We start from the raw sequence: 25,203 nt of genomic DNA, 5'->3' as shown, positions 1-25,203 counted from the left end.
ATCCCGTGAACAGTTACCCACATAAGCTGTGTCTCTATGTAGCTCGAATTAGCGCAGCGTAATACAGGCTTCAAAAACAGTTTCACACTTTATATAAAATTATGCCCGTATTACGCTGCGCTAATACGGGCTACATCGGGCGTACCTAGAAAATTATTCATCGACATAATCTGCTGGTGCTTGGTCATTTTGAGCGCCTCCTTCCTTGCCAAGAGCCTCTTGATCCGCTGCAGCATCATCTACGTAAAGCGAGCCATTATCTTGTTCTGCTCCGGAGATGAGATAAGCTCTATGCTGTAAATAAGCATCTCTCATGAACGAGTATTTATCTAAAGCTTCATTCATTATCCGTTCTGAATCAAAGAGTTGGGAGCGCAAATCAACGTAATGTAATCCAAATAAACCATAGGCTACTGCATCATTATTGATGTAGACATAGGGACTCCAAAGAACAAATTGAAATAACCATCCCGAGCCGTCACGTATTGTGCTTGGGCCTATTAAAGGAATGACCAGATAGGGTGATTTTTTATCCCCCCATTTCGCAAAGGTTACCCCTAAATCGTTATAATGTGGTGGCAAGCCAAATTTATTAGCAACATCAAATAAACCTGCAACCCCTAAAGAAGAGTTAATGACAAAACGCCAGGAATCTTTAATCGCCCATTTTCCTTGAGCCTGAAGAAGATCGTTGGCAATGGTGGGAAGCATATCCAGGTTATTAAAGGCATTACCTATCCCTTTTCTAGCTACACGAGGCACCACTGCGTGATATAGTTTTGCTGTTGGTCTTAACATGGTAGCATCAACAGCCATATTGAAATTGTAGACCTTGCGATTAAAGGACTCATAAGGGTCAACGGGATTAGTTCCTTTGTGCGCACAGCCTGTTAACATGAAGGTTCCAATCATACTGGAAAACATTACAATTAAGCGCATTATTTTTCTAATTATTAGATACTTACGATGATGTTACACCAGTTTATGATTCTTGCAAACTGGTCGAACTAATAATCAATGCGGGGTCATGAGCAGGCAATCTCATTGGCAATTGATGGTGCGAGTGCAGCAATTTCATTCACAGCATCTTCAACCGGAGTTGTTTTAAAAAACGTATGCGTGGCAGTATAGGCTAAAGTACCTAAACCAAATAAAGAAGCTCCTCCGGCCACAGCCATTGAGCTTGCCCAGCCTGCTGCCAAACCTGTAAAAAAAGCTCCAGGGCCAGACCATGCACCCAAGGCAAATCCGATCCCAAAGCCTATTACCCCTGCAATTATTGTGATTGCAGCAGTAATAGTCAGTGTCCAAATGGCATTAATGACCGCCTGATATCTCCCTTGGACCAGTTCATTACAGTTTTCATGGAATAAATTAATACTTGCCATTATATCCGGGTTGGAGGGGTTCTGAATATTATCCAGCAGGATGTTTGCCTCAGTTCCAAGGGCTGAGACGACATAAAAAGGCAAGTTAATGGCTTTATTATTTAAATTATCCAAAGCATTATATAAATCTGAGCCTTGAAGGCATCGATTACGTGCTTGTTGAATATTATTTAAAGGATTATAAAAACTGCGGTAGTCTTCTTCATTAGGGCGTAATTTTTTATGGGCTTCTAAACAAAGAGCCTTATAAAGTTTTTTGGATCCCCGTGCTTCTCGTGCGGAGGTAGAAACAGTTGCGGCGAACGTGAACTCTTCTAATTGTTGGAGTACATTGTTCAGAGCATTAGATAACGCCACATCGGCTTTAGTTCCTACTAAAACCAATTGAGCATGGGGATTTATTTCTCTAAATTTATTAATGTCGTCTTTAATTTCTTTGAGCTTGATTTCATCAATTTCTCTTGATAAATCGATACAATATAAGCCAAAATCAAAGTGAGCCAGTATCTCTACATCCCCATTAAAACGATCCTGACCACCCATATCACCTAAATTTAGAGTGATGTTGTCTTCGTTCGATTCGTTGGGAATAGTTATAGTAGTATAATAGATTCCGATGGTCGGCTGATAGGGATGTTCGAGTGGACTAAGATACTCTGGAGAACTGAGTTGTTTAAGAAGCTCTGTTTTACCGCTTTGCTCACTACCAAATATAAAAACATTTAATACTATCATAACAACCTCAATACAAATCGCGCCTCATTATACATTGATGCTGCTATTTGAAAATCACTGGGGCATAGAGAGACAGTAAATGAACGTTCTTTTTAATGCATGTGAGTTAAGTTTAGTAATGAAGGAACGTTTCCAAAACTTGGCGCGATGCGCTCACATAGGTTTCACTTACGTTCGAGATGAAATGCTGTCTCAAAACTGTAATAAAAAAGTTACTGGCCCATCATTGCATAAATGAACCTGCATGTTGGCGCCAAAAACCCCACTTTGAGTATTCGGATAAAGTTCCTGGGCCTGATTTAATAAACTCTCAAACAGTTGACGGCCAAGCTCCGGGGGGGCTGCATTAGAAAAACTTGGACGCAATCCTTTTTGGGTATCCGCCATTAAGGTAAATTGGGGCACTAATAATAAACCACCATTTACCTCTTTTAGACTTAGATTCATTTTGCCCAGACCGTCATCAAAAATACGATAATTGATGCATTTAGTGAGCATGCGATTTAAATGTTCAGGCTTGTCTTCGCGCTCAAAGCCGCAAAGGATCATTAATCCTTGGCCTATCTTACCCACTATTTGATTGCTAATCTCAACTTTAGCTTCACTAACTCGTTGAACAACCGTCAGCATGCATCCAGACCTTGTTTGGAAATTTCTTTACTCGCATAGATCAGCGCATCAATAATTCCTGATTCACGATCCGAGTGCCCCGCATCACGAACTATTCTCAAGTTCGAAGCCGGTATTGCCTGATGAAGCTCCCAGGCACTGGCTAACGGAGTAACTAAATCAAAACGGCCGTGAACGATATAAGTAGGAATATGTCGTATTTTATGGACATTGGCCATAACCTGGTTTTCTTCAATAAAATAATGATTGGTAATATAGTAGGACTCCAGAGTTGCAAGAGCCAGAGCAAAATGAGGATCGCTGAATTGATCAATGACGTATAAATGAGGTTGTAAACTACTGCAGCGCGCTTGCCAAAGAGCCCAGTTTTTTGCTGCACTCATTCGAGCTAATTCATTAGAACCCAGCACGCAGTCAGCGTAATATTGGGGAATATTATCCCTCATGTTTTCAGGCACTTGATTGATGAACTCGTCCCAATAATCTGGATAAACCAAACTGGCACCATGTTTATAAAACCAGTCAATATCTTTTTGTCTGCCTAAAAATACCTGATGTAAAAGCAGCGCTTTAATTTGTTGTGGGAATTTTTGCGCATACAGCAAAGCCAATAATGATCCCCAGCCGCCGCCAGATAAAACGAATTCAGACAGGCTTAAATAATCTCTAATGGCGTCGATGTCATCTAGTAAGAGAGAGGTATTATTGTCATGAACTTCTAAGTGGGGGCTAGAACGACCACAACCTCGTTGATCAAACAGGATGATTCTATAACGTTGTGGATCGAAAAAGCGTCTTAGGTAACCATCAGATCCAGAGCCTGGGCCTGGATGAATAACTAAAACAGGTATTCCTTCAGGATTCCCGGTTTCTTCTATATAAAGAAGATGAGAACCACCTACTTTTAATTCATGTTGTGCAAAGGGTTTAATTGCTGGATAAAGGGAGTGCATATTAGTCCTTTAGGATTATACTTAAATTAGTTGGTTACCAAAATAAAGATATTTTGCGCTCTGAATAAGCTGAAAGCAATAGCATGGGTCTAATCTGACAAAATGCCAATAACTAAAACCTGAATTAGACAGTTTGAATTGCAAATGTTGGGAGTAGCTCCCCTTGTCGAATTTTGGTTAATAATCCCTTTGTCTTTATTTGCTAAATTGAAGATAATGCACACTCTATTTTTTGTTGGAACTAATTTATGACCATGGCAGCACTTCTTAACGGACTGAATGAAAGGCAACGTGAGGCAGTTACTTCTCCACTGGGAAATATGCTGGTTTTAGCTGGGGCAGGAAGTGGAAAAACTCGAGTTTTGGTCAGTCGGATTGCCTGGTTAATTGAACAGGAACATCTTTCTCCACATGCAATTTTGGCTGTAACCTTTACGAACAAGGCAGCCGGTGAAATGCGCTCGCGCTTAACTTCTATGCTTGCTACACCCGTATTGGGATTATGGGTTGGAACTTTTCATGGCCTATGTCATCGCCTATTACGCCGTCATTATAAAGAAGCCAATTTGCCAGAACAATTTCATATTCTGGATTCAGAAGATCAGGCTCGGGTGATTAAACGGGTTATTGCTTCACTCAATCTTGATCCCGATCAATGGTCCGTGAAACAAGCGCAATCTTTTATTAATGGAAGAAAAGATGAAGGAATACGTCCACAACATGTCAATGTATTGTCTTATGGGCCGGGTAAGACCCTGGTTGCGATTTATCAAGCTTATGAACAAGCCTGTCAAACCGCAGGAGTTATTGATTTTGCCGAGTTGTTGTTGAGAACTCATGAATTATTACGTGATAATCCCGAGATTCTCGCCCACTATCGTAATCGTTTTCAGGCAATACTAGTGGATGAATTTCAAGATACCAATACCATCCAATATGCCTGGATACGCCTTCTTGCTGGCGAAGAGGCTGCTGTTTTGGCTGTTGGTGACGATGATCAGTCTATCTATGGATGGCGTGGCGCCAAGGTTGAGAATATTCAGCAATTTTCGAAAGATTTTAAAGAAACTCACATTATCAGACTGGAACAAAATTATCGTTCAACGGGCACTATTCTGGAGGCGGCTAATCGATTAATTACCAATAATAATTCGCGTATGGGTAAAGATTTATGGACTGCGGGAAGTGCTGGTGAAAAGATTGTGGTCTACAGTGCCTTTAATGAATTAGAAGAGGCACGTTTTGTTAGTGAACGAATCATGATGGAAATTAATCAGGGAAATAGTGCGGATGAAATTGCTATTTTATATCGTTCAAATGCTCAATCACGAGTTTTGGAAGAGGCTTTATTACGCGCCGGGATTGCTTATCGAATTTATGGCGGAGTACGTTTTTTTGATAGGGCTGAAGTAAAAGATACATTGGCTTATTTACGTTTATTAGTGAATCCTAATGATGATACCGCTTTTGAGAGGGTAGTGAATTTACCAACTCGAGGTATAGGTGAAAAAACATTGGACGATTTGCGTCACTACGCCAAGTCCGAACAAAGTTCCATGTGGAGCGCTGCCAAAGAACTACTGCAATCTGGTGAGATGGCACAAAGAGCCGGTACGTCTTTAGCAAAATTTATTCAATTAATTGAAACACTACAACTTCAAACTGCTCATATGGAATTAGACGAGCAATTATCTGCAGTGATTCAGACGAGTGGTTTATACGCTCATTTTAGTAAAATTAAAGGAGATAAATCAGAATCGCGTCTGGATAACTTGCAGGAATTAATTAATGCCGCGAAACAATTCCGTTATGATTACGAGCAAGATGAAGAAGATGACTTGCCGTTGGTTAATGCTTTTTTAGCACACGCTTCTTTGGAATCCGGGGAAATGCAAGCAGAAGAACATGAACGCTACGTTCATTTGATGACCTTGCATGCCGCTAAAGGACTTGAGTTTCCAATTGTCTTTTTGGTGGGTATGGAAGAGGGGGTTTTCCCCGGTAAACAATCTATAGAAGAGCCCGGGCGTTTGGAGGAAGAACGCCGCTTGTGTTATGTGGGAATGACTCGCGCAATGCGCAAGCTGATTTTATCTTATGCAGAAGTAAGGCGACAATATGGGCGTGAAGAGTATCACCGACCTTCCAGGTTTTTACGTGAGTTACCTGCGGAATTAATTGATGAGGTACGTGTTAAGGCTCGTTTTCAATCTCCTTCAAGTGCACGCTCCTCAATTCCTTCTGCAGCTGAAACAGCTGGAATACCTTTGGGACAAAATGTGGTTCATGCCAAATTTGGTCAAGGGGTTGTATTGGCTGTTGAGGGCGCGGGAGCACACACCAGGGTGCAGGTCAAATTCAGGGAGCATGGAGTTAAGTGGTTAGTTCTCGCCTATGCTAATTTAACCGTAGTTGATGAGTGCTCTCACTTTTGAGGTTAATCTACTCGACTTAATACATTAAAATATTGAATTTTTCTCAACTGGATGCTAGGGTGCCGTTTGGTGAAGGAAATTGACTTAAAATTATTAGTTAACTATTAAAAAGGGGAATTGAGTGAAATTTACAAATTTACTAGCGGCAGGAGCACTGGCAACATCTTTAGTATCACCAGCAGTTATGGCAGCTGATGCTACAACTACCCCTCCTATGTCCGATGCTCAAAAGAAAGAAATTGAAAAACTGGTTCACGATTATTTGGTGAGTAATCCTGAAGTATTGTTAGAAGCATCTCAAGCCTTACAACAAAAGCAACAACAAAACATGCAGCAACAAGCGCAATCTGCTATTCAGGAAAATGCAGCACAATTATTTCAAGGTAAGCTGACTACCGCTGGCAATCCTAAAGGCAATGTAACTGTCGTTGAGTTTTTTGATTATCAATGCATTCATTGTAAAAAAATGTCTCCAACCATGAGTAATCTGGTTAAAAAAGACAGAGACTTACGAGTCATCTATAAAGAGTTCCCGATTTTTGGTAAGAGTTCTGAGATGGCTTCAAGAGCTGCGCTGGCTGCGGGCATGCAAGGTAAATATCAAGCCATGCACGAAGCTTTATTTAAAGTTGACAAGCGTATCGATAGCCAAGTTGTGATGAACACCGCCAAATCTTTAGGTTTGGATATGGCTAAGTTGAAGAAGGATATGGAAAGTAAAGAAGTCAGTGATATTTTAGATGCTAATCGTCAGTTGGCTGAAAAATTACACTTGATGGGTACGCCTGCATTTATAATAGCATCTACACCAGATGGCCAACTTAAAGCAGGTACTGAGCCTTCATTTATTCCGGGTGCTGCAAGCGAAGAATCATTACAAGAGTTAATTAAAAAAGCAGCTGGAAACTAGGTTTTCCTAACCTGGCTGCCCTGCCGCCAGGTTATTTTACAAAAGTAGGTTGGTGCTGGAGCGCTGCCATTAAGTTAAGGAATTTTTTTGTCATCCTGAGGAGGTCGCGACGAAGAATCTCCTGATATTCAGAAGATCTCTCTCTATGCTCGAGATGACGTTTTTCCTTAACTTAATGGCAGTGAGCGCTGGATGAGGTGAAGTCCAACACTTTCCGGCTTAGGTGTACAGTTTATATTGTTCTAATTCTATGTTTATAATACCTACCGGTTCCTCCCAATCTTTACTTGGTTCCGCATTAACCTATGCGATATGCATGTCATAAATGTTAATTTTGAGATTCTCATGATAAAACCAACAACATTTCAGGATATTATCTTAACCTTACAGCAATATTGGGCGGCCCAGGGCTGTGTCATTTTGCAACCTCTCGATATGGAAGTTGGCGCAGGCACTTTTCATCCTGCGACTTTTTTGCGGGCAATAGGTCCCGAACCTTGGTCTGCCGCTTATGTTCAACCTTCTCGAAGACCTACGGATGGGCGCTATGGGGAAAATCCTAATCGCGTACAACATTACTATCAATTTCAGGTGGTCTTAAAACCGTCTCCATTGGACATTCAAGACAAATACTTGGATTCATTACGCGCTTTAGGCGTTGATCCCCTGGCTGATGACATTCGTTTTGTTGAGGACAACTGGGAGTCTCCTACTTTAGGAGCGTGGGGACTAGGTTGGGAAGTCTGGCAAAATGGTATGGAAGTCTCTCAATTTACTTATTTTCAGCAAGTCGGTGGTTTGATTTGTAAACCCGTTACTGGTGAATTAACTTATGGTCTTGAGCGTATTTCCATGTTTGTTTTAGGGGTAGATAATTTATTTGATTTACCTTGGTGTAAAACCCCTAATGGAGTAGTTACTTATGGTGATGTATTCCATCAAAATGAAGTAGAGATGTCGGCTTATAATTTCGAACATGCAAATGTTGACGAATTATTTAAGCAGTTTGATTATTATGAGTGTGAAGCGCAAAAGTTAATTGCTTTGCAGTTGCCACTTCCTGCCTATGAGATGGTAATGAAAGCATCTCATTCATTTAATTTACTCGATGCTCGTAAAGCGATATCCGTTACCGAGCGACAACGTTTTATTTTACGGGTAAGACAACTGTCAAGAGCAGTGGCACAAGCTTATTATCAGGCGCGTGAGGCTTTAGGCTTCCCTATGCAAAAGGTGTGTGATGGTCAATGATTTTATATTTGAATTAGGTTGTGAAGAGTTGCCTTCAGGAGCAGTCTGGCCCTTGGCTAACGAATTTGCCAATCAATTATTAGCGGCTTTAGATAAAGCACAGTTGCATTATGGCGAAGTAAAACGCTTTGCTACTCCAAGACGCTTGGCTATTATGATTTGCGATTTGCAAACTGAGCAGGAAAGTCAAATTGTAACTCGTCGCGGCCCAGCTGCTGTGGCTGCTTATGATCAGGAGGGAAAACCTACTCCCGCTCTGTTGGGGTTTGCCAAATCATGCGGCGTGGAAATTGATCAGCTGTTAAAGATACAAACAGATAAAGGCGATTGGATGGTTTGCGAAATAAAAAACTCAGGAAGCCAGACAAAAGAAATACTTCCTGGGTTGGTTAGTCAGTGTATCGCTTCTTTACCTATTGCTAAACCCATGCGCTGGGGGAATGGTGAAGAAGAATTCGCCAGACCAGTGCATTGGGCAGTGATGATCTATGGTAATGAACTGCTTGAGCATAACATTCTTGGTGTTAAAACTGGTCGTCAAAGTAAAGGACACCGCTTCCACCATCCCCAGGAAGTTACTATTGAATCCGCTCAAAGTTATGAGTCTCAAATGCGTGACTCTTTTGTAATTGCCGATTTTGCAGCCAGACGCCAAATGATTAAAGAGCAAGTGCAACAATTGGCGGTTCCTTATAATGCAACAGTGATTATGCCAGAAGAGTTAGTTGATGAAGTTACTTCAATCGTGGAATGGCCTCAGGCGTTGATTGCTAATTTTGAAGAAGAGTTTCTTGAAGTCCCCGCAGAGGCTTTAATCGCTTCCATGCAATCTCATCAAAAAACATTCGCCTTAAAGAATCAACAGGGTAAGTTATTACCTCATTTTATTACAGTTGCCAATATAGAAAGCACTAATCCACAGCAGGTGATTCAGGGGAATGAAAAAGTAATGCGGGCACGTTTAAGTGACGCCGCATTCTTTTTCCGACAAGATAAAAAACACCCCTTAAGTCAACATATTCCTGCAACGGAACAAGTGGTATTTCAGGCTCGTCTTGGCAGTTTGCAGGATAAAGCCAGACGAGTAAAAGAGTTAATGGTTTACTTAAGCCGGTCACTGGGTATTTCCCAGCAACAGGCAGAACGAGCTGCTTTATTGAGTAAATGTGATTTATTAACAGGGATGGTTGGGGAGTTCCCGGAGTTACAGGGATTGATGGGATATTATTATGCTCTGAACGACGGTGAAGATAATGCTGTTGCACACGCATTAAATGAACAATACATGCCTCGTTTTTCCGCAGATAATTTACCTGAATCACCATTAGGTATGGCACTTTCATTAGCGGATCGAATAGATACTTTAGTGGGTATTTTTGCAATAGGCCAAAAACCTTCTGGAGTAAAAGATCCATTTAAATTGCGTCGACATGCTTTGGCGGTTGTTCGTTTATTGATTGCAACGCCTGCGACTTTAAATATCGCTACATTGATAGAAGAGGCCATAAAGAATTATGGCGACACATTACCTGAAGATAAGGCATTAATTCTTGAATTAAAACCGTTTATTCTTGAGCGATTACAATCTTATTATCAAAGTTTGGGTATTAGCGTCGATTTAATTCATGCGGTGAGGGCTCGCCAGGATGAATGGCTCTATGACTTAGACAAACGATTAAATGCATTAAAATCCTTTGTTACTATGCCTGAGGCAGCCTCTCTTTCGGCAGCATGTAAGCGCGTTAATAATTTAATAAGCCAGGCAAAAATAACTTCAGCAATGGATATTAATGAACAATTGATAGAAGAGGGAGCAGAGCAAAGTCTTTACGACCATCTGAATAAGGTGACTCAATCAATAGAGTCTTTATATGTTGCGGAAGATTACGGCTCGGTGTTGAAGCAATTGGCCAGTCTTAGAGAGCCTGTAGATGCATTTTTTGATCAGGTGATGGTTATGGTTGATGACGAGCAAGTAAAAAAGAATCGCTTAGCCATTCTCGCCCGTCTACAGAAATTATTACAAGGGGTTGCAGATATTTCTATGCTACAGCTGATATGACTCGTTTAATTCTTTTGGATAGAGATGGGGTGATTAATCAGGACTCTCTTCATTATATCAAAAATGAAGATGAGTTTATTTTAATTCCTGGGGCTGTAGAAGCTATTGTTCGTTTAAAAGAGGCAGGGTATCAAATCGGTATTGCAACGAATCAATCAGGGGTCTCAAGAGGTCTTTATACTGAGGCAGAGCTCAATGCAATACACGATAAAATGATCTTGGCAGTACAAAAAGCAGGTGGTCAAATTGATGCTATAGAATATTGCATTCATTTACCTGAAGAAAGATGTCTGTGTAGAAAACCGCAACCTGGAATGTTATATGCTTTAGCGAAACGGCTTGGTTGTTCGCTAAAGCATGTCCCTTTTGTCGGAGATAGAGTTTCTGATATTCAAGCCGCTCTTGCAGTTGAGGCAGATCCTGTTATGGTGCTTTCCAGCATGACCGATGTTGTCGACCTAAAAGCATATCCCGAAGTACCTGTGTTTCACTCTCTCGCGGAATATGTTGATCAGCTCTTATTAGTGCAATCATGAGTTTTATTACTTCCATTGGATATGAAAACGACACCTTGCGGGAGAAAGCACGTCTGCTTGCAGAACGATTAAATTATCTTTTGGATAAGGATGCTAATCCTTGTTTATTTGTCACCGCTGAAAAACTTGCTTTAAAAATACCGACCTTTTCTCTACTCTTTGCGGATTTTACCCTTGCCGCATGGAATCAAAGACGAGCTGAAGGAAAGACACAAGGCTTGGTTCGAGCCTGTAAACCGACTAAAGGTCTTAAAATAATTGATGCAACAGCTGGGTGGGGGAGGGATGCGGCGATTTTAGCAAGTTTTGGTGCTGAAGTGACCATGCTTGAGCGTCATCCGGTGATGGCCACTTTGCTTGCTGATGCCTTGGAACATAGAGGTATTTTGGATAAAGAAAAAATGCAATTGTCCTTAAAGGAAACAGATGCCTATTCTTATTTAAATCATTTGGCTAGGGAAGATTATCCAGATGTAATTTATATCGATCCCATGCATCCAGAGCGCAATAAATCGGCTTTAGTGAAAAAAGAACTGCAGGCATTACAGCAAATGATTGGGGCCGATCAAGATGCCCTGGCGTTGCTAAATCTGGCCACTACTCGGGTCAAGCAAAGAGTTGTGGTTAAGTGGCCGCAAAAGGCTACTGCTTTATTACCAGCTAACTCTTGTATCGAAGGTAAAACCGTCCGCTTTGATATTTATTTGCCTAAAATCTAGAAACCTTCCCAATAATTCTGAGGATTTGTCATTTCGAACACAGTGATCTTCAAAATGTTCGCGGGGAATGCCTATTTCGTCATGGCGAGCTTTGGCGAAGCAAAACGATGCTTCGTTGACATCCGAGCTGGATTGCTTCACTTTGTTCACAATGACGACTGTTTTTTATCTGGCTTTCAAAATAGTGACATATGCCGCGAACACTAACATTTCCAAATGCAGGCTCCACGCCAGTTGCATTTTGAGATGGGTGCTTCACGGAGTTATTGAGAAGTCACATTAGGTGCGTTTAATTAACCAAATTCTTCAAGCTCTTCCCTTAAGCGTTTTTCTTCAAATAAATCTTCGATTTTTCTTCTTCGTTCTAACTTGGTAGAGGGACTTGATTCAGGGACAATTGTTTCCTTATCACTAAAATCTTCAATTTCATTTTCAAACTCATCAAAACGACGTGCACTCATAGCCATCTCCTTAGCCAAACCAGTCGAATTCCATTTTAGATCAAAAGAATTACATTGGGTTTTTATTTGTCATTGCATTTATAAAAAGCGTATAAAAATTAATGACATACGCATCCTACTATAGTTTTTTGAACTGTGGTTTTCCTATTTAAAATAACAGAAATTAGGCGCTAGGAATAGTGGAATTTTTTGAGCAGTAAAAAAGAGCAATAAGGTAACTTGGCAATGAATACATTGCCAAGTTACTCACAAACTGGTGTTATTGCATTGATAGGGATGTAGACGTATCCAATTGCTCGTCTTCTTGGTTCTCCGCCTCTTGTTTTGCTTGCTTGTTTGCTGCTCTTATTTCATTCATTGTGTTTTTAATTGGAGCGAGATCAACAGCCCCTTTAGGTATCTGAGATATGCTTTTTAGCTCCTCGGCGACTCTATTTGCATTTCCATGAATTCTTTGCAACTCGCTTTCATGACCTTTAAAGAGCTCGTCTGCCCTCATCTCTTTTCCATTGACCATAATCACTATATTATCTGGATTTTTATCAGATTTTGGCGATACTTGGCGCGGAAATCCAGTATTAATAGCTGCTTCGTATGCTTGTCTTGCTCGCTCCTTAGCTACTTCTTCAGGTTCAAAATCCATTTCCAGTTTAATTTTTTCATAACCAGAAGCACGCACCGCCTGTGCCATCAGGGTAAAATCAGCCAGAACATTTTGGCGAGGATCCTGATAATAACCCGGATTGAAAAGAGTTGCACCAAAAAGAGCACTTGAACCCATGTCCATTGTATAAGAACCTGCCTGTCCTGGAACGGGTACGATATCGTATTTTCCAGAAAGAGTTTTTATTGTGCCTATGTCGGCCATAGTAATGCCAGAAAGAACTAATCCATTCGCACTTGCTCCAATGGTTGCAGTAACTGCTGGAGGAGATGGAGGAGGTGTCTCTCCTTTAGCTATTGCATCTTGAATGGCTTTTTGTCGTTTCTGTTCCGCAATATCTATAATTCTTTGTCGCATTTCCGCATTATTTTTATGCAAATTAGCAATAAATAGTAATTCGCTCTGCTCTGCAGCAGCTGCTTTATGCAGGGTGGTTTCAGACTTGGTAGTAGAGTCTTCAAATGCTTTCAGTTGTTTTTTCTGGTTCGCTTCCAGGTCCTTGAGCATATTGCCTTTAACAACATCAATATCTGATGGACTGTTGAGACTTAAAACCTTGGATAAATTGGCTTTGAAATTCTCATCTTTAAATTGCTCTTCTAATAATGCTCGTTCATTTTTTTGTTGTAGTTTGATTGCTTTTATTGCATCGTCTTTTAATTCAGCCATCAGGTCTATCAGGGCTCGTGCTTTGAGTTCACCTGGTACTTTATCTGCCAGCTGTCTAAAAGTAGCTACCGACTCAGTATAGTCTGTTTGGGCTTTATTAAATTCGGGAGAGGCTTTTAAGGCTTTATCAATAGCATCTCTGACTGCTTTGGCCGCCTCTTTATCTTCTTCGGTTGTCAGTTTCTCGCCAGTGAGTTTCTTATGAATGTCTACATTACCAGGGCCTTTGGTTTTTTCAAAAAGATGAACGTCTCGAATGCTGCCCTTAGCCAGGGTATCAAACGCGTCAGCGCTGAAGGTAGTATTTTTGCCAATACCCAAGGCGTCTCTATAATCTGCTTGTAATTTTTTTTGTTCCTCAACAGAGAACATTTTCAAGCGACTGTCTGATTTTAAATGTGGGCCGAAAAGAGGTAAACCATTGTAGAAAGCCATAATACTTACCTATAGATTTGCTTATTTAAAGTATAACACCTTTTTATTAAGTAAAAATTAAATTTAAAAAGATGGTTTATAAAAAAAATTACTGCTTATCTGAAAAAAATGAGAGCAAAGATTGGACTGCTTTATAAGTCAAACTACACAATATTATGAAGGAGTTATAGGCCATAGCCGTCAGAACAAGGGAAAACCCTTGGACGGCTATGGGCTAGTACTTTTACCAGGCAGGGATTGCTGAATCACCAAAGAGGGTTTTGGCTTTTTCTTTTACTTCATCTGAATTGAGTGCTTTAACAAATAATTCCAATTGAGGTCTTTTTTGAGTATCACGTCGAATAACGATAATATTGGCGTAAGGCGAATCTTTATTTTCGGTAAATAAGGCATCGCGCGTAGGGATTAATCCAGCAGGTAATGCGAAGGTAGTATTAATTACTGCTGCGGCAACATCGGGCAGTGCTCTTGGTAATTGTGCGGCATCCATTTCTTTAAATTGGAGTTTCTTAGGATTAGACTCTATTTCAGGAATACCGCTATTGGTGGTATTTTTTAAAGTAATTAAATGGGATTCTTCTAATAATAAAAAGGCACGCATTTCATTAGAGGGATCATTGGGAACAGCTATAACTGAACCCTCGGGCAAGTCTTGAAGTGATTTAAATTTTTTGGAATAAATGCCCATAGGGTAAACAAAGGTTCTTCCTATTGCTTGTAAATTATAACCATGAGAAAGAATAGCTGCTTTTAAATAAGGTAAATGTTGGTACACATTAACGTCCAGGCTGCCATCTTGTAAAGCTTCATTAGGTAAATTGTAATCATTAAATTCTACAATTTTAATGGTTAATCCATATTTTGCTTCAGCGACTTTTTTTGCTGTTTCTATAAGTTCAGTTTCAGGTCCGGCAATAGTTCCTACGACTAAAGTATTAGGTGAGGGTTTATTACTACAAGCGACCAGGCTGACTATTAAAAGTATATAACTTAAAATTCGCATCTTTTAGACTCCAACATTAGTGATGTATGAAACGTTTTGCTAAATAATCTCCCAACATTTGCATCAGTTGGACCATTAGAATTAAAACAATAACTGTTGATATCATGACTCCGGCATCAAAACGTTGATAACCGTAATTAATGGCTAAAGTGCCCAGGCCGCCGGCTCCAACAGTCCCCGCCATTGCTGAGTAATTGACTAAAGTAATGGCAGTTACAGTGACCGCATGAATTAATCCTGATGTTGCTTCGGGAAGTAAAATATGGAGAACAATTTGGCGGGTATTTGCACCCATAGCATAACCAGTTTCTATAAGACCAGTGGATAAACTTTGAAAGACATTATCAACCAGTCGAGCAAAAAATGGTGTCGCGCCGATACTTAAAGGCATAATAGCTGCGTTCATCCCTATAGAGGTACCTACTAAAAGTCGAGTGAAAGGAATGATAGCAACCAATAAAATAATAAAAGGTATGGAACGAAATATATTAATCAAAGCGGACAACATTTTGTGTAGCTTGGGATTGGGCTTAATATATTTGGATGAATAGAGTAGGGTACCTAAAGGCAATCCTAACAAAATAGCAAACAGGGTACTAATGACTACCATATAAAGAGTTTCGCCTGTTGCACTAAGTAAGTTATATACCATCTGGTAGGACATAGCCTAAAATCTCCACAGTTAATTCGGCTCGTTTACAACGTTCAAGGAATGCTTCAAGTAACAATTGATGTGCCGTTAATTCAATAACCAAAACTCCGCAAGTGACTCCATCATAACGATCAATATTAGCTAATAATATATTGATATCTATATTGAGTTCACGACTTGTTTGACTAATAAAGGGAACAGTAGCTTCTTCTCCCTGGAAAAATAAACGAAGTAGTGGATTTATTGTTGCATAATTTGCGAGTCTGCTGGTGAGACATTCCGGCAACTCTGGGCTCAGTTGCGCGTACAGCATATTTCTCGCGAGACTGTCTGGTTTATTAAATACATTCGATAAAGCAGTTGTTTCTACCACTTCTCCATTAACCATTACAGAAAGTCTTTGACAAATTCGCTTAACGACGTCCATTTCATGAGTAATAAGGACTATAGTAATTCCATATAAGGAATTAATTTTTTTTAGTAAGACCAGGATGGCGTCTGTTGTTTCGGGATCCAGGGCCGACGTTGCTTCATCGCAAAGCAAAATTTTAGGAGAACAACTGAGGGCGCGAGCAATTGCTACTCGTTGTTTTTGACCACCACTGAGTTGTGAGGGATAAGCCTCTTTTTTATCGTTTAATTCAACGACGGGGAGCAGTTCTTCAATTTTTTGTTTAATCGACGCCTCATCTATGCCTTGAATCCTCATGGGAAGTGCAATGTTGTCATAGACATTTTTTGAATTTAATAAATTAAAATGCTGGAAAATCATTGCTATTTTATGACGAGCCAAAGCCAAATCTTTTCTTGAAAGATTCATTAGAGATTGACCATCAATGATGACTTCGCCTTCATCAGGGCGTTCTAATAAATTGATACATCTTAATAAAGTCGATTTTCCTGCACCACTTTTTCCGATAATGCCAAAAATTTCGCCTTCTTGAATAAATAAATTAACATCTTGTACTGCTGGCTTGCCTGAAAAGGATTTAGTTAATCCACTCAATTCTATCATTGTTCTAACCTGGGATTGTAGCTGGCGGAAGACTAAGAGGGGATAAGTATCAATGCCCGCTTTAGCCGTATTTTCAAAAAAGAGAACTCTTTTGAGCGTCCGCAAGCTGAGTTTTCAAATCGACGCTTTGTAACAGTATACACAAAGTGCTTTGGTAAACAAAGAGGGTGGTTGCTGTTTTATCCTGAGAGTTTCTGTCTGGGTTATGACAATTGACAATTCTTATCCTAATTGGCACCCTTAGTCCTAATTTTAATACAAGGAGTCGTGGTGATGAAAAAAATCGTTTTGTCTGTTTTTACTTTATTCTCGTTTGCCGTTCACGCAGACGAGTTATCCACTTTTAATGATATCGCTTCAGTAGTAGCAGAAGGTAAGCCGGTTACTTTTGTTATTAATTTCAAAGAGTGTCGCTCCCAAATGCCACTGCCCCTTGTTTCTGCTTCAATAACACCTAATGCGGTAATGATTGTAGCTAATAAAAGAATCACTGCCTCAGACAGGCATTTTACGCTTGATGATCCTATTGCACCGGGTACTCCTGTATTCGATTACAGCAAATTTAATATTGATTCTGAAGGCGGGGCGTCAATAAAAATGACCATGATGAATGCCAGTAATTATGAGGTATTAGTCAGTCATTTGATTCACTGTGAATTGGGTGAAGGATTTAAGGTTTTTGGTTGAAACGAAAGTAGCTCTGTGTAATGGGCTACAGGGTAAGGGGAAAGCGTGGTAGCCTGGATTATATTCAGTTGTAACTCGGAGATTTAGTCCATTAATCTCGGGTTTCAGCTGTCATTTTCACCCGGTCTACAGCAACCATAGCTAAGGAAAAAATCCCGTCGTTGCGAGCATAGCGAAGCAATCCAAACGGAGTTTTATTTGAAATATCGTACTGCTTCGCTATGCTCGCAACGACGGTTAATTTATAGCAGATTTCTCTGCATGTAGTGTTCCTCTTCGGCTTACCTTGACCTGAACGGCATTCATCCAACTAGCTCTTCAACTCTTCCCGATTTTTGAAATGCTCCAACGCCTGAGGATTGGCTAGGGATTGTAAATTGTTTACCTGTTGATTATGAACCACTTGTCTCACGGCTATTTCAACTATTTTGCCGCTAATAGTGTGCGGAATATCTGCCACTTGCAGAATTTTTGCTGGTACATGTCTTGGGGATGCATTTTGTTTGATGGTTTGCTTGATGGTATTGATTAGTTCCTCACCAAGCGTCACTCCTTCGCGTAATTTAACAAATAAAACAACTCGCACATCATCCTGCCAATCTTGTCCAATAACAATGCTATCAAGGACTGAATCTATCTTTTCTACCTGTCTATAGATCTCAGCAGTACCAATACGTACTCCACCAGGATTTAATACGGCATCTGAGCGTCCATAAATTATTAAGCCATGATGAGCAGTTATTTCAGCAAAATCACCATGGGCCCAAACTCCTGGAAATCGCTCAAAATAGGCACGGGTGTATGCTGTTTTCTCTTTATCATTCCAGAATCCTACTGGCATGGAAGGAAAAGGTCTGGTACATACAAGCTCACCTCGTATTTGATGCACTGGCTGCCCGTCTTCATTAAATACATTAACATCCATTCCTAAGCCAATGCACTGCAATTCGCCTCTGTATACAGGAAGAATTGGATTGCCTAAAGCAAAGCAGGAAATGATATCGGTACCTCCTGATATAGAGCTTAGCTGTAACTCAGACTTTATTTGCTCATAGACAAAATCATAGTTTTTAGGTAACAAGGGTGATCCAGTCGAAAGGATGCAGCGTAGATGAGCCAATTTAAATTCGGATTTTGGTTTAACTCCTGCTTTTTCTATGGCCGATAGAAATTTAGCGCTGGTTCCAAAAACGGTAACCTTTTCTTCCTCTATCAAGCGAAACAAACGATTATTTTCCGGGTAAGTAGGGGAGCCTTCATATAAAGTCAGAGTGGCACCTAATGCCAGGGCGGAAACAGTCCAGTTCCACATCATCCAGCCACAGGTTGTGTAAAAGCATAAATTGTCCTGGTCTGTTAAGTCAGTATGTAAGCCTAATTCTTTAAGGTGTTGGATTAAAGTTCCCCCTGCGCCATGAATAATGCACTTGGGTTTTCCCGTGGTACCAGAGGAAAATAAAATATAAAGAGGGTGATCAAAAGGCAAAGAAACAAATTCACAATGATTAGCTGGTTTGATGAAGTCTTTCCAATATAAGGCTTTGGGCATAGCGGACAGGTTGATTTCTTCATCAATATTAGGACAAATAACAATTTGTACTAATGATGAAATTTCATCATTGAGTTGCTTTATTTTCTGCGCCCCATTGTGTTTTTTACCTTGATATTGGTGACCATCACAAATAAAAAGTACTTTGGGATCAATTTGTCCAAGACGATCCAAGGCGGCTTGTGCACCAAAATCAGGAGAGCAAGAGGACCAAATTGCTCCTAAAGAGGTAGTTGCCAGCATTGCAATAATAGTAAAGGACGTGTTAGGCATCAATGCAGCTACTCGGTCTCCCTCCATTACCCCAACTGCTTTTAGTCCCGCTGCGCATTGAGCCACTTCAAGATACAATTGTTCGTAGCTGATAATGTGTTTATTATCATTCTCATTTAAGCTGATTAAAGCAGGGTGATTATCTCTTCGCGATAATAGTTTTTGGGCAAAATTAAATCGTGCTCCTGAGAACCAGCGTGCCTCAAGCATTTCTTTATAATAATTTAGAATCTGATGAGGAGGGGTATCAAAACTTAAATGAAAAAAATCACAGAGAGTCTTCCAGAATGAATCGGGGTGTTTAATGGACCAGGTATGAAGATCTTGATAACTCTCAAAAATTTGCCCATTTTTTTCTGCGGCATAGACCATAAATTGCCACATTCTGGTTTTTTCCGGATGTTTGGGTGTCCATACTATATCGTTCATCAATAGTTCTCTCTTGCAATTTGCTCCCCTTGGTTTGATTTTTTAAGATAAAAGGGAGGGCGGTGATTAATAATATTCAATTACATGGGTTAGCCAGCATTGCATTAGCAACTTTAGACTGATTTTTGCGTCCCAATATCTTACAAATCATGTCTCCAGCGGCCACGATTTTAAATATATCAACCTCTGTATTTATTCCTAAACCATGCATCAAATAAAGTACGTCTTCAGTAGCCACATTACCACTAGCCCCTTGAGCGTAAGGACAACCTCCAAGGCCGGCGACAGAACTGTCAAAACGGTGCACACCATAATGTAATGAAGCATAAATATTAGCTATTGCCTGACCATAAGTATCATGAAAGTGCATGGCTAATTGATTTAGGGGTAATATTTTCAACACTTTATCAAGTACGTTTTGAGTTTGTTTGGGAGTACCTACACCTATAGTGTCTCCTAAAGAAATTTCATCTACGCCCAGATCGATAAGCCGTTGAGTGACATCAGCAACTTTTTGGGGATCGATTTCACCTTGGTAAGGGCAGCCCAGGACGCAGGAAATATAACCGCGGACTTTTACATTATGGGCTTTAGCCAGATCAAGAACCGGTTGAAAACGAGCAATGCTTTCTTCTATAGAGCAATTTATATTGCGTTGATTAAATAACTCACTGGCGGCAGTAAATACAGCGATTTCTTTAGCTCCTACTTCCAGTGCTTTATTCATTCCCCGCTCGTTAGGGACCAATACTGAATAATGAATGTCTGGCGCTTTATCTATGGCGGAAAAAACTACCTCATTATCGGCTAATTGAGGAATAGATTTTGCTGAAACAAAACTGGTGACTTCAATGTGTTTTAAACCTGTTTCACTTAGCAAGTTGATAAGCTCAATTTTGTGATCACTGGATACAAAAGAGGATTCATTTTGCAGACCATCACGAGGGCCTACTTCTATTATTGTCACGTGTTGAGGATAGTCCATAATTATCTCTTGATTGTCCTACGTCTCTAGGAGTCTGTTTCACTTAGCGACAGTAACTCCGCTCCCTCGCTGACTTGGGCACCTACAGCGTAAAATATATCCAATAAGACCCCATCAGCAGGTGCATGAATGGTGTGCTCCATTTTCATTGCTTCCAAAATAATGAGACGTTCCCCAGCTTTAACTTGCTCACCAATTTTTTTAAGGACAGCCACTACTGTAGCGGGCATTGGCGCGGTGAGTTGTCCTTTATGTAATGTGGCTTGAGCGTCTAGTTTATTCCAATGAAAACGTTCAATAGTTATTTGACCTTGCTCGGTATATAAGGTCAATGATTGGTTTGTATTTTCCGTCAGGGCTTTGTAACTTTGATTTTCTATTTCAACTTTCAGGGTGTCATTAGATAGATTTACACTGATTTTATGTTCTTTATTTTTTAATTTGACGCTAAACTGATTTTTAGTTAATGGGGTAATTATTGCCTCTATTAACTCACCGTTATCTTGATATCGCCATGTCCAATGACCTAAAACATGCATTTGCCAGGAGAAGGTTGCTTGCAATAACGGATCTTTAATACTGTCCACGGCGCTCAGGTAATCAAAACCTATAGTCATCAGTAACGCCACTTCCTTATCCGGAGTGGTTAAATCAATTGTTTCTTTGCTTAAAAAATCAGTGCTCAGTTGCGCGTGATAGAATTTAGGATGTTTGCAAATCGCTTTTAGAAAAGGAATATTAGTTTTTACTCCGCCAATAAAGTAGTGGGTCAGGGCTTGTTGTAATCGTTGTAACGCCTCTTCTCTGTTTTGTCCCCAAGCAATAAGTTTAGCAATCATAGGATCGTAATACTTGGTTATTTGTGATGAAAGGGTAACTCCGGTATCAATACGAATCCCTTCCAAGGAGGGTTCTCTTAAAAAATGAAGTTGGCCAATTGAAGGAATAAAGCCATTGAACGGATCTTCTGCATAGATACGACACTCTATGGCGTGACCATTGGGCTGAATCTGCTCCTGAGTCAAAGGAAGTGGTTCATTTGCAGCAATTTTTAATTGCCAGGAGACCAGATCAAGGCCGGTTATCATTTCGGTTACCGGGTGCTCTACCTGAAGTCTTGTATTCATTTCCATAAAATAGAAGTGTTCATTACCATCAACCAGGAATTCTACCGTCCCTGCACCTCTATAATTAATGGAGCGCGCTACTTCACAGGCTGCATCAGCTAGATTTTGGCGCATTGAAGAAGATAAATCAGGTGCTGGGGCTTCTTCAACAATTTTTTGATGTCTGCGTTGAATAGAGCAGTCCCTTTCAAAGAGATGAACGACATTTCCATAATTATCCGCCATGATTTGCAATTCAACATGGCGTGGATTAAGAACCAGTTTTTCGATAATCATGGTGTCATCAGCGAAGCTGGCCATAGACTCTCTTTTAGCTCCAGCAAGGGATTCGCTAAACTCTGCTTCATTATGAACGGCACGCATTCCTTTACCACCGCCACCATTTGCGGCTTTAATTAAAACAGGGAACCCGATTTTTTTTGCGGCGGCCAATAGTTCATCTTCCCCTTGTTCACTGCCGTGATAACCCGGCGTTAAGGGAACTTTAGTTTGCTCAAGAAGTTGTTTGGCTAACTGTTTTGAAGCCATTGCTTCCATGGCCTCAATCGATGGACCAATAAAAATAATACCGGCCTGCTCGCAGGCTTTTGCAAACTTAGGATTTTCAGATAAAAATCCATAGCCAGGATGAATGGCTTGAGCGCCACTTTCCTGAGCCACTTTGATAATTTGCTCTATATTCAAATAGCTGTCTTTGGCTTGTGCCTCTCCAACACAGTAAGCGCTGTCTGCAAGTTGCACGTGGAGACTTTCTTTGTCTACAGAAGAGTAAATGGCGACAGCGTGTATGCCCATGGAACGCGCCGTTTTGATGATTCTACAGGCTATTTCACCTCGGTTAGCAATAAGAATTTTATTAAACATGCAAGCCTCTAGTTCCAGTTGGGGGTTTCTTTATTTAAGAATGCTTTGAGCCCTTGTTGCCCTTCAGCGGAAACTCTTTTACGAGCGATTAGGGATGCGGTATAACGCACTAACTCTTCGTTTATCTTTTTATTCGCTACATCATGAACCAATTGTTTCGCAATTTTAACTGCTTCAGGTGCATTGTTGCCTATTTGTTTTGCATATTTGAGAGTAAATTCTAATAGCTCTTCTTCTGCAACGCAGTGTTGTACTAAATTTAAGTCCATAGCACGCTTCACGTCAAAAATCTCGGCGCTCATGAACAGCATCTTAGCGGCTCGCTCTCCAATGGCCTTAACGACATAAGGGCTAATCACTGCAGGAATCAGGCCTAATTTTACTTCTGAAAAACAAAAACGGGCTGAGGTGGCCGCTATAGCAATGTCGCACGCAGCAACCAGACCTGCACCGCCACCAAAGGCAGATCCCTGAACCATCGCTATGGTGGGCTTGGGGCTTTGATTTAAGGAATACATTAAATTTCCAAGCACCATAGTATCTTCTAGGTTTTCTTCCTCGGTAAACTGAACCATGTTTTGCATCCAGGTCAAATCCGCGCCAGCAGAAAAATGTTTTCCATTGGCTTTAAGGACTATAACTCGAACGTCGGGATTACTAATGGCAGCATCAAGTTGCTGCCGCATTTCAGCTAAAAGATAATTATCAAAGGCATTGTGTTTACTGATACGGTTTATGGTAAGTAAACATATTCTTTCCTGGACTTCGCTGAATAAATCGCTCATGGGAGTATTCCTTACATACGAAACACGCCAAAGCGTGTTGATTTAATTGGTGCGTTTAGCGCCGCAGATAAACTAAGTCCTAAGATCATGCGTGTGTCTTCAGGTGCAATAACGCCATCATCCCAGAGCCTCGCGCTGGCATAGTAAGGATTACCTTGAGCCTCGTATTGAGAACGCATCTCGGTTTTAAAGAGCTCTTCTTCATCCGCCGGCCAATTTTTGCCCTGCTTGGTACATTTATCTCTATTAATCTGAGCCATAACGTTAGCCGCCTGCTCACCACCCATTACTGAAATCCGCGAATTAGGCCAAGTCCAGAGGAATCGGGCATTATATGCTCGTCCACACATGGCATAATTGCCAGCACCGAAACTTCCTCCTACAATAACTGTTAATTTGGGGACGTTGGCGTTGGCGACCGCGGTTACCATTTTTGCTCCATTCTTGGCAATGCCTGATGCTTCATATTTAGAGCCAACCATAAAGCCGGTAATATTTTGCAGGAATATCAGGGGGATTTTACGTTGACAGCATAGCTCGATAAAGTGACTTGCTTTTAAAGCGCTTTCACTAAACAGGATGCCGTTGTTGGCAATAATGCCAATCGGATAACCATACAGGCGAGCAAAACCACAAACCACAGTCGTTCCATAGAGTGCTTTAAACTCGTCAAATTCCGAACCATCAACTATGCGTGCAATAATTTCCCGGATATCAAAAGGCTTTCTTAGATCGGTCGGAATAATGCCATTAAGTTCTTTACTATCATAGAGTGGCTCTACAGTCTCTATACGATGAAGGGGATCAATTTTTTTTCGGTTTAAGTTACTCACAGCAACACGTGCTAAATGGAGCGCATGGGCATCATGTTCTGCATAGTGATCTGCAACACCGGAATGTCTACAGTGCACTTCCGCGCCACCCAGTTCTTCTGCACTAATTACCTCTCCTGTAGCTGCCTTAACCAGCGGGGGACCGCCAAGAAAAATAGTGGCCTGCTTTTTTACCATAATGGATTCATCTGCCATCGCAGGAACATAAGCGCCACCCGCTGTGCATGAGCCCATAACGACCGCAATCTGAGGGATATTTTGAGCTGACATTTGTGCCTGATTATAAAAAACACGGCCAAAATGCTCGCGGTCAGGAAATACTTCATCTTGAAGAGGTAAAAATGCACCACCTGAATCCACCAAATAAACACAGGGCAGATGATTCACTAGGGCAATTTCCTGTGCCCTTAAATGTTTTTTTACTGTTAAAGGATAGTAAGTTCCGCCTTTGACTGTGGCATCGTTTACCACGATGACGCATTCAGTACCAGCAATGCGGCCTATCCCCGTAATAATCCCGGCAGCTGGAACCACATCTTCATAGACTTCATAGGCCGCAAGTTGAGAAAACTCGAGAAAAGGGCTTCCTGGGTCTAACAATTGCTGTAACCGCTCCCTTGGGAGTAGTTTGCCATGCTGGAGATGTCTGGCTCGAGCTTTTTCATCACCACCTAAGGCAATTTGATTGACTCTTGCACGCAGCTCGTCAACCAGGGCTTGCATGGCCTTTTGATTGTCTTTGAACTCCTGGCTGTTCGTATTGATTTGACTAATTAACGTGGCCATTTTTGTATCCTTACCGTATCAATATATCGCTCAAAACGATGACAGTCCAGATTACCCAAACAATAGCGATAAAATGGGGCATATCATGACCTTTAATCACCCTGTAAAGAAGCGCAGGGATTCCAGTGATGACTATTGGCATTAGCATCAGAACCAGAATTTTTCTAATGATAAGTCCCCAGCCTGTTTGGCTGAAAATAGGCGTTAAGTGGTAATTGACATAAGTGAAAAACATATCGATATAAACGATAAGAAGATGCGCGTATCGCGCAAAAATTACTACCAAAATACTGAGTAACAGGTAAATGAGACTGTGTCTTAACATGTACATCCTTTCTTATTATTTTATTGTTCGCGCCTTTTTATC

22 protein-coding genes are annotated in these 25,203 nt (G+C 40.7%); 7 read left to right on the top strand and 15 right to left on the bottom strand.

What is annotated here, in order from left to right:
- Positions 1-153: 153 nt before the first annotated feature.
- The 4 genes from LOX96_RS00425 to pip all read right to left on the bottom strand — a co-directional run bounded on the left by LOX96_RS00425 (position 154) and on the right by pip (position 3,706).
- A complete protein-coding gene (locus LOX96_RS00425) occupies positions 154-939 on the bottom strand; it encodes an MlaA family lipoprotein (protein WP_250419936.1) in 786 nt (261 codons plus the stop codon).
- Positions 940-1,025: 86 nt separating this feature from the next.
- Positions 1,026-2,123, bottom strand: a complete 1,098-nt coding sequence (locus LOX96_RS00420; RefSeq protein WP_250419939.1) for a Rab family GTPase — start codon at positions 2,121-2,123, stop codon at positions 1,026-1,028.
- A gap of 192 nt (positions 2,124-2,315) precedes the next feature.
- Positions 2,316-2,753: a D-aminoacyl-tRNA deacylase gene (gene dtd, locus LOX96_RS00415; protein ID WP_250419942.1), complete on the bottom strand. Its 438-nt coding sequence runs from the start codon at positions 2,751-2,753 to the stop codon at positions 2,316-2,318.
- Positions 2,747-3,706, bottom strand: coding sequence for a prolyl aminopeptidase (gene pip, locus LOX96_RS00410; protein ID WP_250419945.1), 960 nt, complete (start codon positions 3,704-3,706; stop codon positions 2,747-2,749). The genes dtd and pip overlap by 7 nt, the downstream gene beginning before the upstream one ends.
- 248 nt (positions 3,707-3,954) lie before the next feature.
- Between pip and uvrD the strand changes: the two genes are divergently transcribed.
- From uvrD to LOX96_RS00380, 6 genes are all read left to right on the top strand, one after another.
- Positions 3,955-6,141, top strand: a complete 2,187-nt coding sequence (gene uvrD, locus LOX96_RS00405) for a DNA helicase II (protein WP_250419948.1) — start codon at positions 3,955-3,957, stop codon at positions 6,139-6,141.
- A gap of 121 nt (positions 6,142-6,262) precedes the next feature.
- Complete coding sequence (locus LOX96_RS00400) at positions 6,263-7,051, top strand: DsbA family protein (protein WP_250419950.1); 789 nt, start codon at positions 6,263-6,265, stop codon at positions 7,049-7,051.
- 345 nt (positions 7,052-7,396) lie between these two features.
- Positions 7,397-8,302, top strand: coding sequence for a glycine--tRNA ligase subunit alpha (gene glyQ, locus LOX96_RS00395; protein WP_250419954.1), 906 nt, complete (start codon positions 7,397-7,399; stop codon positions 8,300-8,302).
- Positions 8,292-10,364, top strand: a complete 2,073-nt coding sequence (gene glyS, locus LOX96_RS00390) for a glycine--tRNA ligase subunit beta (protein WP_250419957.1) — start codon at positions 8,292-8,294, stop codon at positions 10,362-10,364. The genes glyQ and glyS overlap by 11 nt, the downstream gene beginning before the upstream one ends.
- Entirely contained in the window at positions 10,361-10,900 is a 540-nt protein-coding gene (gmhB, locus tag LOX96_RS00385) for a D-glycero-beta-D-manno-heptose 1,7-bisphosphate 7-phosphatase (RefSeq protein ID WP_250419959.1), read from the top strand. The genes glyS and gmhB overlap by 4 nt, the downstream gene beginning before the upstream one ends.
- The gene (locus tag LOX96_RS00380; protein ID WP_250419962.1) at positions 10,897-11,619 is read left to right on the top strand and encodes a class I SAM-dependent methyltransferase; all 723 of its coding nucleotides are present in this window, start codon (positions 10,897-10,899) and stop codon (positions 11,617-11,619) included. Before gmhB ends, LOX96_RS00380 begins: the two co-directional genes overlap by 4 nt.
- Before the next feature lie 293 nt (positions 11,620-11,912).
- On the opposite strand, the gene LOX96_RS00375 is transcribed toward LOX96_RS00380, so the two are convergent.
- The 5 genes from LOX96_RS00375 to LOX96_RS00355 form a co-directional block, all read right to left on the bottom strand.
- On the bottom strand, positions 11,913-12,080 hold the full coding sequence (locus LOX96_RS00375) for a PA3496 family putative envelope integrity protein (RefSeq protein WP_250419965.1): 168 nt from the start codon (positions 12,078-12,080) through the stop codon (positions 11,913-11,915).
- A gap of 259 nt (positions 12,081-12,339) precedes the next feature.
- On the bottom strand, positions 12,340-13,848 hold the full coding sequence (locus tag LOX96_RS00370) for a hypothetical protein (protein WP_250419967.1): 1,509 nt from the start codon (positions 13,846-13,848) through the stop codon (positions 12,340-12,342).
- Positions 13,849-14,071: 223 nt separating this feature from the next.
- Entirely contained in the window at positions 14,072-14,851 is a 780-nt protein-coding gene (locus tag LOX96_RS00365) for a MetQ/NlpA family ABC transporter substrate-binding protein (RefSeq protein ID WP_250419969.1), read from the bottom strand.
- 16 nt (positions 14,852-14,867) lie between these two features.
- Entirely contained in the window at positions 14,868-15,515 is a 648-nt protein-coding gene (locus LOX96_RS00360) for a methionine ABC transporter permease (RefSeq protein ID WP_250419971.1), read from the bottom strand.
- Positions 15,493-16,518: a methionine ABC transporter ATP-binding protein gene (locus LOX96_RS00355; protein WP_250419973.1), complete on the bottom strand. Its 1,026-nt coding sequence runs from the start codon at positions 16,516-16,518 to the stop codon at positions 15,493-15,495. Before LOX96_RS00355 ends, LOX96_RS00360 begins: the two co-directional genes overlap by 23 nt.
- A gap of 273 nt (positions 16,519-16,791) precedes the next feature.
- On the opposite strand from LOX96_RS00355, the gene LOX96_RS00350 reads away from it, so the two are divergent.
- On the top strand, positions 16,792-17,205 hold the full coding sequence (locus LOX96_RS00350) for a VirK family protein (RefSeq protein WP_250419975.1): 414 nt from the start codon (positions 16,792-16,794) through the stop codon (positions 17,203-17,205).
- 310 nt (positions 17,206-17,515) lie between these two features.
- On the opposite strand, the gene LOX96_RS00345 is transcribed toward LOX96_RS00350, so the two are convergent.
- From LOX96_RS00345 to LOX96_RS00320, 6 genes are all read right to left on the bottom strand, one after another.
- Entirely contained in the window at positions 17,516-19,456 is a 1,941-nt protein-coding gene (locus LOX96_RS00345; protein WP_250419977.1) for an acetoacetate--CoA ligase, read from the bottom strand.
- 76 nt (positions 19,457-19,532) lie between these two features.
- Positions 19,533-20,441 carry a hydroxymethylglutaryl-CoA lyase gene (locus tag LOX96_RS00340; protein ID WP_250419979.1) on the bottom strand — a complete coding sequence of 303 codons (909 nt, stop codon included), beginning with the start codon at positions 20,439-20,441 and terminating at the stop codon, positions 19,533-19,535.
- A gap of 26 nt (positions 20,442-20,467) precedes the next feature.
- Positions 20,468-22,432 carry an acetyl-CoA carboxylase biotin carboxylase subunit gene (locus tag LOX96_RS00335; RefSeq protein WP_250419980.1) on the bottom strand — a complete coding sequence of 655 codons (1,965 nt, stop codon included), beginning with the start codon at positions 22,430-22,432 and terminating at the stop codon, positions 20,468-20,470.
- Between the two features lie 8 nt (positions 22,433-22,440).
- Positions 22,441-23,217 carry an enoyl-CoA hydratase-related protein gene (locus tag LOX96_RS00330; protein ID WP_250419982.1) on the bottom strand — a complete coding sequence of 259 codons (777 nt, stop codon included), beginning with the start codon at positions 23,215-23,217 and terminating at the stop codon, positions 22,441-22,443.
- Between the two features lie 11 nt (positions 23,218-23,228).
- Complete coding sequence (locus LOX96_RS00325) at positions 23,229-24,836, bottom strand: carboxyl transferase domain-containing protein (protein ID WP_250419984.1); 1,608 nt, start codon at positions 24,834-24,836, stop codon at positions 23,229-23,231.
- 10 nt (positions 24,837-24,846) lie between these two features.
- Entirely contained in the window at positions 24,847-25,161 is a 315-nt protein-coding gene (locus tag LOX96_RS00320) for a hypothetical protein (RefSeq protein WP_250419987.1), read from the bottom strand.
- Positions 25,162-25,203 lie beyond the last annotated feature (42 nt).

Source organism: Legionella maioricensis, from assembly GCF_023618015.1.
GTDB classification, from domain to species: Bacteria; Pseudomonadota; Gammaproteobacteria; order Legionellales; family Legionellaceae; genus Legionella; species Legionella maioricensis.
This window is presented reverse-complemented; position numbering and strand designations above follow the sequence as displayed.

Excerpts from the sequence above, each read along its gene's own strand:
- LOX96_RS00425 (WP_250419936.1), bottom strand. The coding sequence starts at position 939 with ATGCGCTTAATTGTAATGTTTTCCAGTATGATTGGAACCTTCATGTTA.
- glyS (WP_250419957.1), top strand. The coding sequence starts at position 8,292 with ATGGTCAATGATTTTATATTTGAATTAGGTTGTGAAGAGTTGCCTTCA.
- LOX96_RS00320 (WP_250419987.1), bottom strand. The coding sequence starts at position 25,161 with ATGTTAAGACACAGTCTCATTTACCTGTTACTCAGTATTTTGGTAGTA.
- dtd (WP_250419942.1), bottom strand. The coding sequence starts at position 2,753 with ATGCTGACGGTTGTTCAACGAGTTAGTGAAGCTAAAGTTGAGATTAGC.
- LOX96_RS00350 (WP_250419975.1), top strand. The coding sequence starts at position 16,792 with ATGAAAAAAATCGTTTTGTCTGTTTTTACTTTATTCTCGTTTGCCGTT.
- LOX96_RS00345 (WP_250419977.1), bottom strand. The coding sequence starts at position 19,456 with ATGAACGATATAGTATGGACACCCAAACATCCGGAAAAAACCAGAATG.
- LOX96_RS00380 (WP_250419962.1), top strand. The coding sequence starts at position 10,897 with ATGAGTTTTATTACTTCCATTGGATATGAAAACGACACCTTGCGGGAG.
- LOX96_RS00330 (WP_250419982.1), bottom strand. The coding sequence starts at position 23,217 with ATGAGCGATTTATTCAGCGAAGTCCAGGAAAGAATATGTTTACTTACC.
- pip (WP_250419945.1), bottom strand. The coding sequence starts at position 3,706 with ATGCACTCCCTTTATCCAGCAATTAAACCCTTTGCACAACATGAATTA.
- LOX96_RS00420 (WP_250419939.1), bottom strand. The coding sequence starts at position 2,123 with ATGATAGTATTAAATGTTTTTATATTTGGTAGTGAGCAAAGCGGTAAA.
- LOX96_RS00355 (WP_250419973.1), bottom strand. The coding sequence starts at position 16,518 with ATGATAGAATTGAGTGGATTAACTAAATCCTTTTCAGGCAAGCCAGCA.
- LOX96_RS00325 (WP_250419984.1), bottom strand. The coding sequence starts at position 24,836 with ATGGCCACGTTAATTAGTCAAATCAATACGAACAGCCAGGAGTTCAAA.
- LOX96_RS00360 (WP_250419971.1), bottom strand. The coding sequence starts at position 15,515 with ATGTCCTACCAGATGGTATATAACTTACTTAGTGCAACAGGCGAAACT.
- LOX96_RS00370 (WP_250419967.1), bottom strand. The coding sequence starts at position 13,848 with ATGGCTTTCTACAATGGTTTACCTCTTTTCGGCCCACATTTAAAATCA.
- LOX96_RS00340 (WP_250419979.1), bottom strand. The coding sequence starts at position 20,441 with ATGGACTATCCTCAACACGTGACAATAATAGAAGTAGGCCCTCGTGAT.
- uvrD (WP_250419948.1), top strand. The coding sequence starts at position 3,955 with ATGACCATGGCAGCACTTCTTAACGGACTGAATGAAAGGCAACGTGAG.
- glyQ (WP_250419954.1), top strand. The coding sequence starts at position 7,397 with ATGATAAAACCAACAACATTTCAGGATATTATCTTAACCTTACAGCAA.
- LOX96_RS00365 (WP_250419969.1), bottom strand. The coding sequence starts at position 14,851 with ATGCGAATTTTAAGTTATATACTTTTAATAGTCAGCCTGGTCGCTTGT.
- LOX96_RS00375 (WP_250419965.1), bottom strand. The coding sequence starts at position 12,080 with ATGAGTGCACGTCGTTTTGATGAGTTTGAAAATGAAATTGAAGATTTT.
- gmhB (WP_250419959.1), top strand. The coding sequence starts at position 10,361 with ATGACTCGTTTAATTCTTTTGGATAGAGATGGGGTGATTAATCAGGAC.
- LOX96_RS00335 (WP_250419980.1), bottom strand. The coding sequence starts at position 22,432 with ATGTTTAATAAAATTCTTATTGCTAACCGAGGTGAAATAGCCTGTAGA.